Genomic DNA, 14556 nt, shown 5'->3' with positions numbered 1-14556 from the left:
TCCCCTCTCCCTTTTGGGGAGAGGGTTAGGGTGAGGGGAGGAAGGTGCGGTCTGATGCCCTCACCCCAGCCCTCTCCCACAGGGAGAGGGAGAAAACACTAGGAAGGCATCGCGATGGCCTGCTTCTCTTCGAGCAGTTTTTCCACCACGCCAGGATCCGCGAGCGTTGAGGTATCACCGAGGTTGCTGGTGTCTCCAGCCGCGATTTTGCGCAAGATACGACGCATAATTTTGCCGGAACGGGTTTTCGGCAGCGAGTCGGTCCAGTGCAGCACGTCCGGCGTCGCCAGCGGGCCAATCTCTTTACGCACCCAGTTGCGCACCTCAGCGTAGAGCTCAGGCGACGGTTCTTCGCCGTGGTTCAGAGTGACATAGGCGTAAATCGCCTGGCCTTTGATGTTGTGCGGAATGCCCACAACCGCCGCTTCGGCAATCTTCGGATGCGATACCAGCGCCGATTCAATCTCAGCGGTGCCCAGACGGTGGCCGGAGACGTTCAGCACGTCGTCCACGCGCCCGGTTATCCAGTAATAGCCATCTTCGTCACGACGCGCGCCGTCGCCGCTGAAGTACATGTTTTTAAAGGTCGAGAAGTAGGTCTGCTCGAAGCGATCGTGATCGCCGAACAGGGTACGCGCCTGACCCGGCCAGGAATCTGTGATCACCAGGTTGCCTTCGGTGGCGCCTTCCAGCGGGTTGCCTTCGTTATCCACCAGCGCAGGCTGCACGCCGAAGAACGGACGGGTTGCGGAACCGGCCTTCAGCTGCGTGGCGCCCGGCATCGGAGTGATCATGAAGCCGCCGGTTTCGGTCTGCCACCAGGTGTCCATCACCGGGCATTTTTCGTTGCCGATTTTCTTCCAGTACCACTCCCAGGCTTCCGGGTTGATTGGCTCACCCACGGAACCGAGGATGCGCAATGAAGAGCGGTCAGTGCCTTCGATGGCTTTATCGCCTTCCGCCATCAGTGCGCGGATCGCCGTTGGCGCGGTGTAGAGAATGTTGACCTGGTGTTTGTCGACCACCTGACACATACGCGCCGGGGTCGGCCAGTTTGGTACGCCCTCAAACATCAGCGTTGTTGCGCCACAGGCCAGCGGTCCGTACAGCAGGTAGCTGTGTCCGGTAACCCAGCCCACGTCGGCGGTACACCAGTAGATGTCGCCCGGATGGTAGTCGAAGACGTATTTGAAGGTGGTGGCCGCATAGACCAGATAGCCGCCGGTGGTGTGCAGGACGCCTTTCGGCTTACCGGTGGAGCCGGAGGTATAAAGAATGAACAGCGGATCTTCTGCGTTCATCTCTTCCGGCTGATGCTGGTCGCTCGCGTTCTCAATCAGGTCGCTCCACCACAGGTCGCGCCCCTCGGTCCAGTCGATTTTGCCGCCGGTACGCTTAAGGACGATGACGTTACTGACCGTTTTGACGTTCGGGTTTTTCAGCGCTTCGTCGACGTTTTTCTTCAGTGGGATACCGCGTCCGGCGCGCACGCCTTCATCGGCGGTGATCACCAGTTTTGAACTGGAATCGACAATGCGGCCCGCTACCGCCTCTGGCGAGAACCCGCCGAAAATGACCGAGTGGATCGCGCCGATACGCGCGCAGGCCAGCATGGCCACCGCAGCTTCCGGCACCATCGGCATATAGATAGCGACCACATCGCCTTTTTTAATGCCCTTTTCCAGCAGGACGTTGGCGAAGCGGCACACGTCGCGGTGCAGCTCTTTGTACGTAATATGTTTGCTTTGCGAGGCGTCATCGCCTTCCCAGATGATGGCCGTCTCATTCCCGCGCTCGGCGAGGTGACGATCGAGGCAGTTCGCCGCCAGGTTCAGGGTGCCATCTTCATACCATTTAATGGAGACATTGCCGGGCGCAAAGGAGGTGTTCTTCACCTTCTGATAAGGTTTGATCCAGTCAAGGATATGACCCTGCTCACCCCAGAAGGTGTCCGGGGCGGTGATAGATTGCTGATAATTCTCGTGGTACTGCTCCGGGGTGATCAGGCAACGGTCCGCAATATTTGCGGGAATGTCGTGTTTATGTATTTGGCTCATGGCTTTTTTTCTCCTTGTAAGATGTTAATAATATGTCGCAAAAACGTTAATTGTAGGGGCTTTACAAGCTTTGTTTATTATTTGGGCTACAGATCACGCATTGTTTGAAGAGTATGAAAATTGAGCGAATGAAACTTTGAAGGAAAATAATTGATGCTGACGATTATTCACATTTATGTTTAAAAAAGCGTTTTTATAACAAAAGGTTATTTGTCAGAATTAGAACAAACTCCCGTCATCGTCGCTTTTGTGAGTGAAACGCGTCGTTCTTTAAGGCTTGCGCAACAGGTCGCGCAAATGATACTCATACGCCGCGTTAAAAAATCCCATAAACCAACGCAACACAATTCATACCCTTTCAGTATGTCTCCCTGTTCATGCAGTTTGAGTGAATAAGGCGCTTCATTGAGGAAGTCAGTTTCTATGAAAAACGTTAAAGTCAGCCTTGCCTGGCAGATCTTAATCGCCCTTGTGCTGGGCATCTTGCTGGGCAGTTACCTCCACTATCATAGCGACAGCCGCGAATGGCTGATTGCGAACCTGCTTTCACCGGCAGGGGATATCTTTATTCATCTGATCAAGATGATTGTGGTGCCGATTGTGATCTCGACGCTGGTGGTCGGTATTGCGGGCGTCGGCGATGCGAAACAGTTAGGCCGTATTGGTGCGAAAACCATTATCTATTTCGAAGTGATCACTACGGTTGCGATTATCCTCGGTATCACGCTGGCGAACGTGTTCCAGCCGGGGTCCGGGATCGATATGTCGCAGCTGGCAACGGTGGATATTTCGAAATACCAAAGTACGACCGCTGACGTGCAGAGCCATGCGCATGGCCTGATGGGCACTATCCTGTCGCTGGTGCCGACCAACATCGTGGCGTCGATGGCGAAGGGCGAGATGCTGCCTATCATCTTCTTCTCGGTGCTGTTTGGTCTGGGGCTCTCTTCCCTGCCGGCGACGCACCGTGAGCCGCTGGTGACCGTGTTCCGCTCTATCTCCGAAACCATGTTCAAAGTGACGCACATGGTGATGCGTTACGCGCCGGTAGGGGTGTTTGCGCTTATCGCCGTCACCGTGGCGAACTTCGGTTTTGCCTCCCTGTGGCCGCTGGCGAAGCTGGTGCTCCTGGTGCACTTCGCCATTCTGTTCTTCGCGCTGGTGGTGCTGGGGATCGTGGCGCGCCTGTGCGGGCTGAGCATCTGGATCCTGATTCGCATCCTGAAAGATGAGCTGATTCTGGCGTACTCCACGGCAAGTTCTGAGAGCGTGCTGCCGCGCATCATTGAGAAGATGGAAGCCTACGGCGCGCCTGCCTCTATTACCAGCTTCGTGGTACCGACCGGCTACTCCTTTAACCTGGACGGTTCGACGCTGTACCAGAGCATCGCCGCCATCTTTATTGCGCAGCTGTACGGCATTGACCTGTCGCTGTGGCAGGAGATCGTACTGGTGCTGACGCTGATGGTGACGTCCAAAGGTATTGCAGGCGTTCCGGGCGTCTCCTTCGTGGTGCTGCTGGCAACGCTTGGCAGCGTCGGTATTCCGCTGGAAGGTCTGGCGTTTATCGCCGGTGTGGACCGTATCCTCGACATGGCGCGTACCGCGCTGAACGTGGTGGGGAATGCCCTGGCGGTGCTGGTTATCGCCAAGTGGGAACACAAATTCGATCGTAAAAAAGCGCTGGCGTATGAACGCGAGGTGCTGGGTCGTTTTGATAAGACGGCTGACCAGTAATGTTAAAAGCCGGGTGGCGGCTTCGCCTTACCCGGCCTACACAAGCCGTAGGCCCGGTAAGCGCAGCGCCACCGGGCAATGCTTTACTCTCCGCTCAGCGCATCAAACTCTTCGCATCCCGTATCAAACCCTTCAGTGCAGCTCAGGTTCAACCAGTACAGCGCTTTCTGTTTATTGGGTGTGATAAAGCCTTTCTCACCCTGCCTGAACAACATCCCCGCCCAGTACTCGGCGTAGCCCGTGCGTGAAAGTGCCGAGCTCCGCTTGAACCACGAGGCGGCCTGTACGTCGTCCTGGACCACTTCAACGCCGTTGGCATAAATCAGCCCCAGCAGCATTTGCGCATCTACCGCGGAGTCGTTGTCGATATCTTCGGTCGCCGTTTGCAGCAGTTTGATGGCCTGGGGATAGTCGGTTGTACCTGCCTGAGTGTTGACCAGCACGCGCGCCAGCATGATCGCGCCGCGTTTGCTGCCCGCGATGGTTGCCTGCTGCGCCAGTGCCTTAGCTTGCGCATAATTTCCCTGGGTAAAGAGGATTTGAGAGAGCAGCCCCATGGCGTCGACATCGCCACCTTTAGCGGCTTTCTCGGCCCACAGCGCGGCCTGCTTGCTGTCACCGGAGCTAAAGTATGTATCGGCCAAATAATACTGGGCACGGGCGTCACCCGCTTCAGCCTGTTCTTTGTACTGACTGCCAATCTCGTCGGCACGGACAAGCGATGTAAAAAGTAACAACAACAGAAAAATATGTTTCATGGGTTCTTATCATCGGGGTACACGCCGCGCAGTATAATCGCGGCGACAGAAGAAAAAAATGGGTGCATTAAGACCTCAGCATCCTGCAAGCCGGGCGGAACAGTGGTTCCGCCCGTAGAGGTTAGCCTGCGTTACAGGCTAATTTTGCCGCCACCTCCTGATGTTCACCCTTTATTGAAAACTCGCATAACTTACCTCGAGTAATAAAGGTAAAGATCACTATCGTCAGGCAAATAATAAAGACGATGCCTAACGCAGTTTTTAATGGCGTCATGCCTTTTACTCCTTGTCAAAAAAAGAATAAGAGGCTACTCTCAACTTGTCGGAGTTGAGGGAGAGTAGCCTCGGGTAAATGAAAATTTCCCGGGGCTTTCTACTTTCTGTCCCTCAACAATGCTCAAGACAGAAAGTCTTAAGCACCCGCCGCACATCTTATCCCTCTGAATTAAAATGCAAAGATGTAATTCTTTTTCGCGAAAATTACATTATTTCTGCGAGCCGCTTTCCAGAATAATAATTGATATATTTGATGAATTAATCGGAAATAAAAAGGGAGTGAATATCTCACCCCCTTTATTCACTGATGAATTAACGGCTTCAGCCCATTGCGCTTTCGCGCAGTCGGGCTTTCAGCTTGTTATATTCGTCGATGACATACTGTTCAGCAGCGTGCTGATCCGCAATCGGCTCCACGCGTACGGCGCAGTATTTATACTCCGGCGTTTTGGTTATCGGACTTAAGTTTTCCGTCACCAGTTCGTTACAGGCGCCAATCCACCACTGGTAGGTCATATAGACCGCCCCTTTGTTCGGACGGTCGCTGACCTGCGCACGGGTAATGATCCGGCCTTTGCGCGAATTCACCCACACCAGCGCTTCATCCTCAATGCCGAGGCGCTCTGCGTCGGCGGTGTTGATTTGCGCGTAGCCCGGTTCGTCCGCCAGCGCCGCCAGCGCGGCGCAGTTACCCGTCATCGAACGACAGGAATAGTGGCCCACTTCACGCACGGTGGAGAGCACCATCGGATACTCGTCGGTGAGCTTATCGATTGGCGCGACCCAGTCGCAGGTGAAGAACTGCGCCAGCCCGTTCGGGGTGTCGAACTTCTCTTTAAAGAGGTATGACGTCCCCTGATCGGCTTCGGACTCATCGCGACACGGCCACTGGATGTATCCCAGCTCACCCATTTTTTCGTAGGTTGCCCCGTAGAAGTCCGGGCACAGATTGCGCAGCTCGTCCCAGATCTCCTGAGTGTTGTTGTAGTGCATCGGGTAGCCCATGCGGGTGGCGATTTCGCTGATGATCTGCCAGTCCGTTTTCAGGTCCCACTTCGGCTCGACCGCCTTAAAGAAGCGCTGGAAGCCGCGGTCCGCCGCCGTGTAGACGCCTTCATGCTCGCCCCAGGAGGTTGACGGTAGAATCACATCCGCCGCCGCCGCGGTTTTGGTCATGAAGATATCCTGGACAATCACCAGCTCCAGATCCTCAAACCCTTTGCGCACAGCAGACAGCTCGGCGTCGGTCTGGAGCGGATCTTCACCCATGATGTAGGCCGCACGCACTTCGCCGTGCGCCGCGCGGTGCGGCAGCTCGCTAATGCGATACCCGGTGTGTTCCGGCAGGCTTTCCACGCCCCAGGCCTTCGCGAACTTAGCGCGGTTTTCCGGGAACTTCACGTACTGGTAGCCCGGGTAGGTGTCCGGCAGCGCGCCCATATCGCAGGCACCCTGGACGTTATTCTGACCACGTACCGGGTTGACGCCGACGTGCGCTTTACCCAGATTGCCGGTCAGCATCGCGAGGCTCGTCAGAGAACGCACGGTTTCCACGCCCTGATAGAACTGGGTCACGCCCATTCCCCACAGGATGGCGGCGGTTTTCGCCCCGGCATACATCCGTGCCGCCTGGCGGATCTCCTGCGCGCTGACGCCGGTGATTGTTTCCACCGACTCTGGCGTATAGCCTTCGACAATTTTCCGATACTCTTCAAAGCCTTCCGTACGGGTCGCGACAAACGCCTGGTCGTACAGGTTCTCCTCAATAATGACGTGCCCCATTGCGTTCAACAGCGCGATGTTCGAGCCGTTTTTCAACGCGATGTGCATATCCGCAATGCGCGCGGTTTCAATTTTGCGCGGATCGCAGACGATGATTTTCGCCCCGTTCTGCTTAGCGCGAATAACGTGGTTCGCGACGATAGGGTGAGAATCCGCCGGGTTATAACCAAAGATGAAGACGAGATCGGTGTTATCTATCTCGTTGATGGCATTACTCATTGCGCCGTTACCGACCGACTGGTGCAGACCTGCAACCGATGGGCCGTGTCAAACGCGAGCGCAGCAGTCGACGTTATTGGTTCCAATAACGGCGCGCGCGAATTTTTGCATCACATAGTTGGTTTCATTCCCCGTCCCGCGTGAAGAGCCGGTGGTCTGAATCGCATCCGGGCCATACTTGGCCTTGATAGCGCTCAGACGCGTGGCGACGTAATCCAGCGCCTCGCTCCAGGAGACGGCTTCCAGCTTGCCGCCGCGCTCGCGGCGGATCATAGGGGTTTTCAGGCGCGGGGTGAGGATTTGGGTATCGTTAATAAAATCCCAGCCGTAGTAACCTTTCAGGCATAGCGTGCCCTGGTTGGTTTTCCCCTGTGCGGCCTCCGCCCGGACGATTTTGCCGTTATCGACCACCAGGTGGATCTTGCAACCTGAGGCACAATAAGGGCAAACCGTGACGACTTTTTTCATCAGTCTGCTCCAGTTAATCGAATCATTCGCACCCACTATGCAGCTTCTATGCCATGTTTTTTGTATGGGTATACCCTGACTTTACGGTCCCTTCGCGGTGAAAACCCTGACAAAAAGCAGCCAATCGTCAAAATTGACGTGTCGACAGGGCAGCGGATGTGACATGGGTTGAATTTCCGTCACTGAAAAAACCATTTGACTGGAGCCGACGGCAGAATGGTTCAGACTTAACATAATCCCCTGACGGAAGCATACGATGAAACCGGCGATCCTGGTGGTTGATGACGATACGGCAGTCTGCGAACTGCTTCAGGACGTGCTGAGCGAGCACGTCTTTAGCGTGCTTGTCTGCCATAACGGCCAGGATGCACTGCGGCAGGTACAGCAGGAGCCGAATATCGCGCTGGTGCTGCTGGATATGATGCTGCCGGATATCAACGGCTTACAGGTTTTGCTGCAGCTGCAAAAGCAGCGCCCGGCGCTACCGGTGATCATGCTAACCGGGCTGGGCAGTGAGTCAGACGTGGTGGTGGGGCTGGAGATGGGGGCCGACGATTATATTGGCAAACCGTTCAATCCGCGCGTGGTGGTCGCCCGCGTAAAAGCGGTATTGCGCCGTACGGGCGTGCTGGCGGCGGAAGTCCCTGCAGCGCCCGTCGCGGGCATTGCTTTTAACGGATGGACGCTTGATACCACCCGCTGTGAGCTGAGCGATCCGCAGCGTAACCCTGTCCCCTTAACCCAGGGCGAGTACGGCTTGCTGCTGGCGCTTACGCAAAATGCCCGTCGGGTGCTAAGCCGTGACAGGCTGCTTGAGCTGACCCACAGCGAAAGCGCGGACGTGTTCGACCGCACGATTGACGTGCTGATCATGCGCCTGCGCCGGAAGATCGAGGCTAATCCGCATCAGCCTGCGCTCATCAAAACCATCCGTGGGCTGGGCTATGTGTTTGCCACCGATGTTTCCCACAGCGAGAAAGCGGCCTAGGTATTCTCTTTGATAAACAGCTGCAGCTCGGCCAGCGTTTTCGCGCCGTCAATCGCGTTGGCGGCCAGCAGGCTGGCCCGCGCGCAGGCGTGTGCAAGATAAATGCTCTCCGTGAGCGGCAGCGATTCATGGCAGCCGTATAAAAACCCCGCGCAAAACGCATCGCCCGCGCCAACGCTGCCGACAATCTCTTTCTGCTCCAGCAACCATGATGGGATCCAGCGGCCTTGCTCACCCGGTGCTTCGCCCCATGCGCCTTCCGGACAGTGGATCACCACCCGCTGACGCACGCCTGCCGCCAGCAGCTGCGTCGCGGCATCGGCGATATGGGCGATATTCAGCGCATCGTCGGCGTCGCGCATCTCCAGTCCGCTAAACTCCCCGGCTTCCAGCTCGTTAATCACCAGATAATCAAGGTGGCGCAGGGCTGGGAGCACCAGCGGCTGATAGCGCGGGTCGCCCTTGCGGGAAACCAGATCGAGCGACGTTTCATACCCCTGGTCGCGCATCTGCGCCAGCAGGCGCGCGCTGCGGGTGCCAAACTCGTCATCGGGCATATCCAGGCTGTCGAGCAGCAGCAGGTAGCCGAGATGGAAGATCTTCATCGATCCGTCTAAGCGATCGAAGGCGGGAAGATCCAGCAGGCGGTTGGCGCCCGGCGAGTGGAAGAAGGTGCGCTGTCCGCTGGGATCGGTCATCACCTGCGACATGGAGGTCGGGGCAAAGGTGGTGCGCTGAACCCGCTGGCGGTTGACGTGGTACTGGTCGAGCATCGCCAGAATGTAATCCCCGTCGGCATCTTCGCCAATCAGCCCCACCGCCTGCAGCGGCAGGCCAACGTGCATTTTCGCCAGCGTCAGCAGCACGTTGAGCGGCGCGCCGCCGGTTGAGCGTTCGCTGTGGGTGATTTCCGCCAGCCAGCCGCGCTCCGGCCACTGCACGATCTGGTGGACGTGATCCACCAGCATGTTGCCTGCGGCGATGATGCCTTTGCGTTCCATTATGCCTGCCCCGCGCTGCCGAAGATGCGCATCTGTTCGGCGACCGTATCGGCAATCGCCTCTTCTATCCCCAGCAGCAGCTCGGCAAATTCATCGTACAGCGGCTGGCGGTTCGCCATGCGCTGTTCAACGGCGGCGAGTGCGGCCTGCGACATGCCGGTGTAGAAGTTGATTTTATGAATGCCGAGCTCGATGGCGCGGCGGAAGTCGGCATCGCTAATCCCGGAGCCGCCGTGTAAAACCAGCGGCAGGCCCGTCTGCTGGCGAATGGCGTCCAGGCGTGGGAAATCGAGTTTTGGCTCGCCCTTGTATTTGCCGTGCGCGTTGCCGATGGCAACCGCCAGCGCGTCAATGCCGGTTGAATCGACAAACTCGCGCGCCAGCTGCGGGTCGGTAAAGAACGCTTCATCCGCATGCCCGTACAGCGCGCCGCCTTCATCGCCGCCGACCGCGCCCAGCTCCGCCTCCACCGACACGCCGACCGCGTGGCACATCTTCACCACCTCCCGCGTCTGGCGAATGTTCTCCTCATAGCTCAGCGTAGAGCCATCGAACATCACCGAGCTGAACCCTAAGCGCAGGGCGCGCACCACCGCCTCGAAATGCAGGCCGTGGTCGAGGTTGAGCACCACGGGAATATCGTGACGGGCGGCTTCGAACTTAACCGCTTCGACAAGCGAATCCAGAGACACGTACTTAAAGTGCACTTCGGCGATGTTGATGATAAACGGCGAGCGTTCCTGCTTCGCGGCGGCGAACAGCGCGCGCAGGAAGTGGGAGTCGAGCACGTTAAACGCGCCCAGCGCGTAGCGATGCGCCCTGGCGTGCTCCAGACCGTCGGCAAGAGAGATCAATGGCATCATTTACTCCTTATATCCGGAACAGGTTGTACTCGTTGCACAGCACCAGCAGCGCCGGTTCGTCTTCTTCGATGTTGTTATAGCGGGCAACGGGCTGCAAAAAGTGGTTGTCGTGCTCGTCGTCGTTTACCGATGACACCTCCCCAACCAGCACGTCGCCGAAGCCGCGTTCGCCCCAGAAGCTGTGGTACAGAGTGGGTGTCAGGCAGATGCTTTCCCCTGGCGTGAGGCGCAGCTGGCTGCCGGGCGCGTGGGTCTGACGACAGCCGTCGACGGTGACCGTCACGTCGGTGTTTTCCGTCTCTTCATGCGCCCCGGCATTCCATAACTCAATAATCAGATTTCCGCCGCCCCGGTTGATGATGTCTTCCCGCTTGCGCCAGTGAAAATGCATCGGCGTCACCTGGCCGTCGCGCACGTGCATGATTTTTTCGGCATAGCACTTTTCATAAGGCACGCCGTTGGGCGAGCCGTTGCGCAGGGTAAACAGCGTCAGGCCCTCAGCGGCAAAGCTGTTGCCGCCGAACGCCGTCACGTCCCAGCCGAGCTTGAGGTCGAACACTTCCTGCCATGCGGCCTGGTCAAGCTGCTGCCATTTTGTGGGCGGGAAGCTGGCAAACGGCGGGAGGTGCACGTCGTGCATGGAAAAAAACTGTCGCGTGTGGCCGAGAATTTCATTGATGTCGGAGCGTTTCATGGGGACTCCTGGCTTTTTTTGCAAAACCCTAGCCCTCACCCTCAAGGGGGAGGGGGAGTAAGTTCCCTCTCCCTGTGGGAGAGGGTTAGGGTGAGGGCATCAGGCCGCACCGAAGTTACTTAACCGTCCAGCCCTTATACGTGCCGACGTTCTTTTTATCGATCATCGTCACCGGGATCAGCACAGGCGCTTTCGGCGCAGGTTTGCCCTGAAGAATGTCATAGCCGATCTCCACCGCTTTTGCCGCCATCACCTGCGGATCCTGCGCCGGGGTCGCGACAAACAGCGAGTTTTCGCGCTTCAGCGCTTCCTCGCCGTCCGGGCTGCCATCCACGCCGACAATAAAGAACTCGTTGCGCTGTGCCTGCTTCGCGGCCAGATCGGCACCGATCGCCGTCGGATCGTTAATCGCAAACACGCCGTCGATCTTCGGATTGGCCGCCAGCAGGGAGGTCATGACTTCCAGACCGCCTTCACGACTGCCCTTGGCGTTTTGGTTATCCGAGAGCACCTTGATATCCGGATGTTTTTTGAATTCCGTCTGGCAGCCTTCCACGCGGTTTTGCACCGCAGAGACCGGCGGTCCGTTGATGATCACCACGTTGCCTTTGCCTTTCAGGCGATCGGTAATGTACTTACAGGCCATTTCGCCCGCCTGGGTGTTATCGGAGGTGATGGTCGCATCCGCCCCTTCCGCCGCTACGTCAACCGCAACGACCACGATCCCGGCGTCCTTCGCGCGCTTCACCGCCGGGCCGATCCCTTTGGAATCCGCGGCGTTGAGGATGATCATGTCCACCTTCGCGGCAATAAAGTTGTCGATCTGCGCCACCTGCTGGCCCAGATCGTAACCGCTGGAGACCAGCGTCACCTTGACGTTATCGCCTGCCAGCTTGCGCGCTTCCAGCTCGGCACCTTTGGTGATCTGCACGAAGAACGGGTTAGCCAGGTCGCCCACCGTCACGCCGATGGACTTCAGATCTTTTGCCTGCGCAAACGGCGATGCGGCAAGCAGCGCGCCAGCACAGAGCGCGGTCACTAACGGTTTCAAACGCATGTTGTTTTCCTCGAAGCTGTAGGGTTTTGTTGTTATGCACTTTGATGGTGTCGGGTACGGTATTTGTCGATCAGCACCGCTATGATGATCACCGCCCCTTTGATCACCAGCTGCCAGAAGTAGGAGACGCCCATCAGCGTCATGCCGTTGTTGAGGGTGGCGATGATCAGCGCGCCGACCAGCGTGCCGGTGATCGTGCCGATCCCGCCGACGAAGCTGGTGCCGCCGAGGATCACCGCCGCAATCGCATCCAGCTCGTAGCCCGTGCCGAGATTGCCGTTGGCGCTGTAGAGGCGCGAGGCGCTCATCACGCCGCCAAGCCCGGAGAGCAGGCCGCTCATGCCGTAGACAAACAGCAGCACCAGCCAGACCTTGATGCCGGTCAGTCGCGCCGCCTGCATGTTGCCGCCCACCGCGTAGATGTGGACGCCGAGCGTGGTGCGGCGCAGGATGAACCAGCAGATAGCAATCACCGCGAGGGCAATGACTACCAGCCACGGGATCGGGCCGAGGTAGTTATTGCCGATCCACTCGAAGCTGATGTTGGAGTTAATGACCGTCGTGCCGTCCGCCAGCAGATACGCCGCGCCGCGCAGCGCCGTATAGGTGCCGAGCGTCACGATGAAGGGCGGCAGCCCGGCAAAGGCCACCAGCGCGCCGTTGAACAGACCCAGCACCATGCCGAGCATCAGCGCGGCCGGAATGGAGAGCATCGCAAATTCAGGGATAAGCGAGACCACCATCGCCGCTACCGCCGTGGTGCCCAGAATCGAGCCCACGGAGAGGTCAATCCCGCCGGTTAAAATGATGAAGGTCATTCCCGCCGCCAGCACGATGTTGATCGACGCCTGACGGGTAATGTTGAGCAGGTTGCTCTCGGTGAAGAAGTTCGGGGCGATAAAGCCAAATACTGCCACAATCAGGATAAGAATCGGCAGGATGCCGACCGTTTGCATCAGATCGCTCATCAGCATTTTTTTGGCGGAGGCGGATTTCGCCACCTGCTGCGGATGGGTTGGAGTTGTCATGATTGCACCGCCTGATGATGAGTGTCGTTCACGCCGGTTGCCAGCGTCATAATGTTTTCCTGAGAGATGTCGCGCCCGTGGAGTTCACCCGCAATGCTGCCTTCCCGCATCACGTACACCCGGTCGCTCATGCCCACCACTTCCGGCAGCTCGCTGGAGATCATTAAAATCGCCACCCCTTTGCGCGCCATCTGGTTCATGATGCGGTAGATCTCGCTTTTCGCGCCGACGTCCACGCCGCGCGTGGGTTCATCCAGAATCAGAATGCGCGGACCGATGGCCACCCAGCGGGAGATCAGCAGCTTTTGCTGATTGCCGCCTGACAGCCCGCCCGCCCGCACCTGCGAATGGGGCACGCGGATGTTGAGCAATGCAATGGCGTCATCGGAAATCGACTGGGCTTTTTTGCGGTTTAACATACCGAAGGTGGCGTCGCGCTCCAGCGTCGCCATGGTGATGTTCTCCTGCGCCGCCAGCTCCAGAAACAGCCCCTGCTCCTTGCGGTTCTCGGTGAGAAAACCGATGCCGTTTTCGATGGCCGCACGCGGGGAGTGGATCACCACCGGCTCGCCGTCGACCTCAATCATGCCGCCGGTGGCTTTACGCACGCCGAAAATCAGCTGCGCCAGCTCGGAGCGTCCGGCCCCCACCAGGCCCGCCAGCCCGACGATTTCGCCGGAACGGACCTGCAGGCTGCACGGCTGTACCTTTTTACCGTCGGTGAGGTGGTGGACGTTGAGGCGCGGGCTGCCGAGGGGAATATCACGCTCTTTGTTGAACAGGTCGCTTAACGGGCGGCCCACCATCATGCGCACCAGCTCGGAGGCGTTTAGCTTGTCGCGCGTCAGGCTGCCGACGTACTGCCCGTCGCGCAGAACGCTGACGCGATCAGAGAGTTCATACACTTCCGCCATGCGGTGGCTGATATAGATGATCGCCATCCCTTCATCGCGCAGGCGCAAAATCAGTTCAAACAGGCGATGCGTTTCCCGCGAGGAGAGGGCGGCGGTGGGCTCATCCATCACCAGAATGCGGCTGTTGCGGTGCAGCGCGCGGGCGATTTCCACCTGCTGCTGCTCGGCGATGGTCAGCTTCATCACCAGGTCGGTGGCATTGAACTGTGCGCCGAGGCGCTCAATCACCGCCTGCGCCTGGGCGGCCATCTCTTTGCGCTGCACCATCCCGCCGCGCGACAGCTCGCTGCCAAGAAAAATATTTTCGGCAACGGTCAGGTTGGGCGCGAGCTGCATCTCCTGATAAATCAGGGTAATGCCTGCGGCCAGCGCATCTTTCGGCCCTTTAATGTGAAACGGCTGACCGTCGATCAGGATCTCACCGCTGGTGGCGGTATAGGCTCCCGCGAGGATTTTCATCAGCGTGCTTTTTCCCGCGCCGTTTTCGCCCATCAGCGCGTGGATCTCTCCGGGAAAGACCGTCAAATCCACACCCTTGAGCGCGTGGAAACTGCCAAACGTTTTGGCAATGCTGCGCATCTCTAATACCGGGGTTCTGCTCATGGCGGATCTCCTGCGAATGCCGATATCTGCACTTCATCACAGGTGCGTAAATGCAAAATGTCAGAAGCTGTTCATATTTGTCATAGTTATGAATAGCTAATGTAGATCACA

12 protein-coding genes are annotated in these 14556 nt (G+C 57.8%); 2 read left to right on the top strand and 10 right to left on the bottom strand.

Annotated features, from left to right (window positions below):
* Positions 1 to 98: 98 nt before the first annotated feature.
* Positions 99 to 2057: an acetate--CoA ligase gene (gene acs, locus USF70_RS18495; RefSeq protein WP_058842101.1), complete on the bottom strand. Its 1959-nt coding sequence runs from the start codon at positions 2055 to 2057 to the stop codon at positions 99 to 101.
* 423 nt (positions 2058 to 2480) lie between these two features.
* Between acs and gltP the strand changes: the two genes are divergently transcribed.
* Positions 2481 to 3794 (top strand): glutamate/aspartate:proton symporter GltP, encoded by a 1314-nt coding sequence (gltP, locus tag USF70_RS18490; protein WP_023310067.1) that lies wholly within the window; start codon positions 2481 to 2483, stop codon positions 3792 to 3794.
* Between the two features lie 83 nt (positions 3795 to 3877).
* Here the strand turns inward: gltP and USF70_RS18485 are convergent, their stop codons facing one another.
* The 3 genes from USF70_RS18485 to fdhF form a co-directional block, all read right to left on the bottom strand.
* Positions 3878 to 4552, bottom strand: coding sequence for a tetratricopeptide repeat protein (locus tag USF70_RS18485; RefSeq protein WP_064672981.1), 675 nt, complete (start codon positions 4550 to 4552; stop codon positions 3878 to 3880).
* 121 nt (positions 4553 to 4673) lie between these two features.
* Complete coding sequence (locus USF70_RS18480; RefSeq protein WP_032644722.1) at positions 4674 to 4826, bottom strand: Hok/Gef family protein; 153 nt, start codon at positions 4824 to 4826, stop codon at positions 4674 to 4676.
* A gap of 323 nt (positions 4827 to 5149) precedes the next feature.
* Positions 5150 to 7297 carry a formate dehydrogenase subunit alpha gene (gene fdhF, locus USF70_RS18475; protein ID WP_080352831.1) on the bottom strand — a complete coding sequence of 716 codons (2148 nt, stop codon included), beginning with the start codon at positions 7295 to 7297 and terminating at the stop codon, positions 5150 to 5152.
* A 256-nt stretch (positions 7298 to 7553) separates the two neighbouring features.
* On the opposite strand from fdhF, the gene USF70_RS18470 reads away from it, so the two are divergent.
* Complete coding sequence (locus tag USF70_RS18470; protein ID WP_029740750.1) at positions 7554 to 8285, top strand: response regulator; 732 nt, start codon at positions 7554 to 7556, stop codon at positions 8283 to 8285.
* Here the strand turns inward: USF70_RS18470 and USF70_RS18465 are convergent.
* The 6 genes from USF70_RS18465 to USF70_RS18440 form a co-directional block, all read right to left on the bottom strand.
* Positions 8282 to 9286, bottom strand: coding sequence for a carbohydrate kinase family protein (locus tag USF70_RS18465; protein ID WP_039262394.1), 1005 nt, complete (start codon positions 9284 to 9286; stop codon positions 8282 to 8284). The two genes, USF70_RS18470 and USF70_RS18465, sit on opposite strands and share 4 nt — an antisense overlap.
* Positions 9286 to 10146 (bottom strand): ketose 1,6-bisphosphate aldolase, encoded by an 861-nt coding sequence (locus USF70_RS18460; RefSeq protein WP_033144425.1) that lies wholly within the window; start codon positions 10144 to 10146, stop codon positions 9286 to 9288. Before USF70_RS18460 ends, USF70_RS18465 begins: the two co-directional genes overlap by 1 nt.
* Positions 10147 to 10156: 10 nt before the next feature.
* Positions 10157 to 10843, bottom strand: coding sequence for a D-lyxose/D-mannose family sugar isomerase (locus tag USF70_RS18455; protein WP_047059282.1), 687 nt, complete (start codon positions 10841 to 10843; stop codon positions 10157 to 10159).
* Positions 10844 to 10958: 115 nt separating this feature from the next.
* On the bottom strand, positions 10959 to 11900 hold the full coding sequence (locus USF70_RS18450; RefSeq protein ID WP_320735897.1) for an ABC transporter substrate-binding protein: 942 nt from the start codon (positions 11898 to 11900) through the stop codon (positions 10959 to 10961).
* Between the two features lie 32 nt (positions 11901 to 11932).
* Positions 11933 to 12928 (bottom strand): ABC transporter permease subunit, encoded by a 996-nt coding sequence (locus USF70_RS18445; protein ID WP_032662554.1) that lies wholly within the window; start codon positions 12926 to 12928, stop codon positions 11933 to 11935.
* Positions 12925 to 14445 (bottom strand): sugar ABC transporter ATP-binding protein, encoded by a 1521-nt coding sequence (locus USF70_RS18440; RefSeq protein ID WP_023310078.1) that lies wholly within the window; start codon positions 14443 to 14445, stop codon positions 12925 to 12927. Before USF70_RS18440 ends, USF70_RS18445 begins: the two co-directional genes overlap by 4 nt.
* Positions 14446 to 14556: the final 111 nt, after the last annotated feature.

Source organism: Enterobacter sp. 237C8 (assembly GCF_034106865.1).
Taxonomy (GTDB): Bacteria; Pseudomonadota; Gammaproteobacteria; order Enterobacterales; family Enterobacteriaceae; genus Enterobacter; species Enterobacter asburiae_B.
This window is presented reverse-complemented; position numbering and strand designations above follow the sequence as displayed.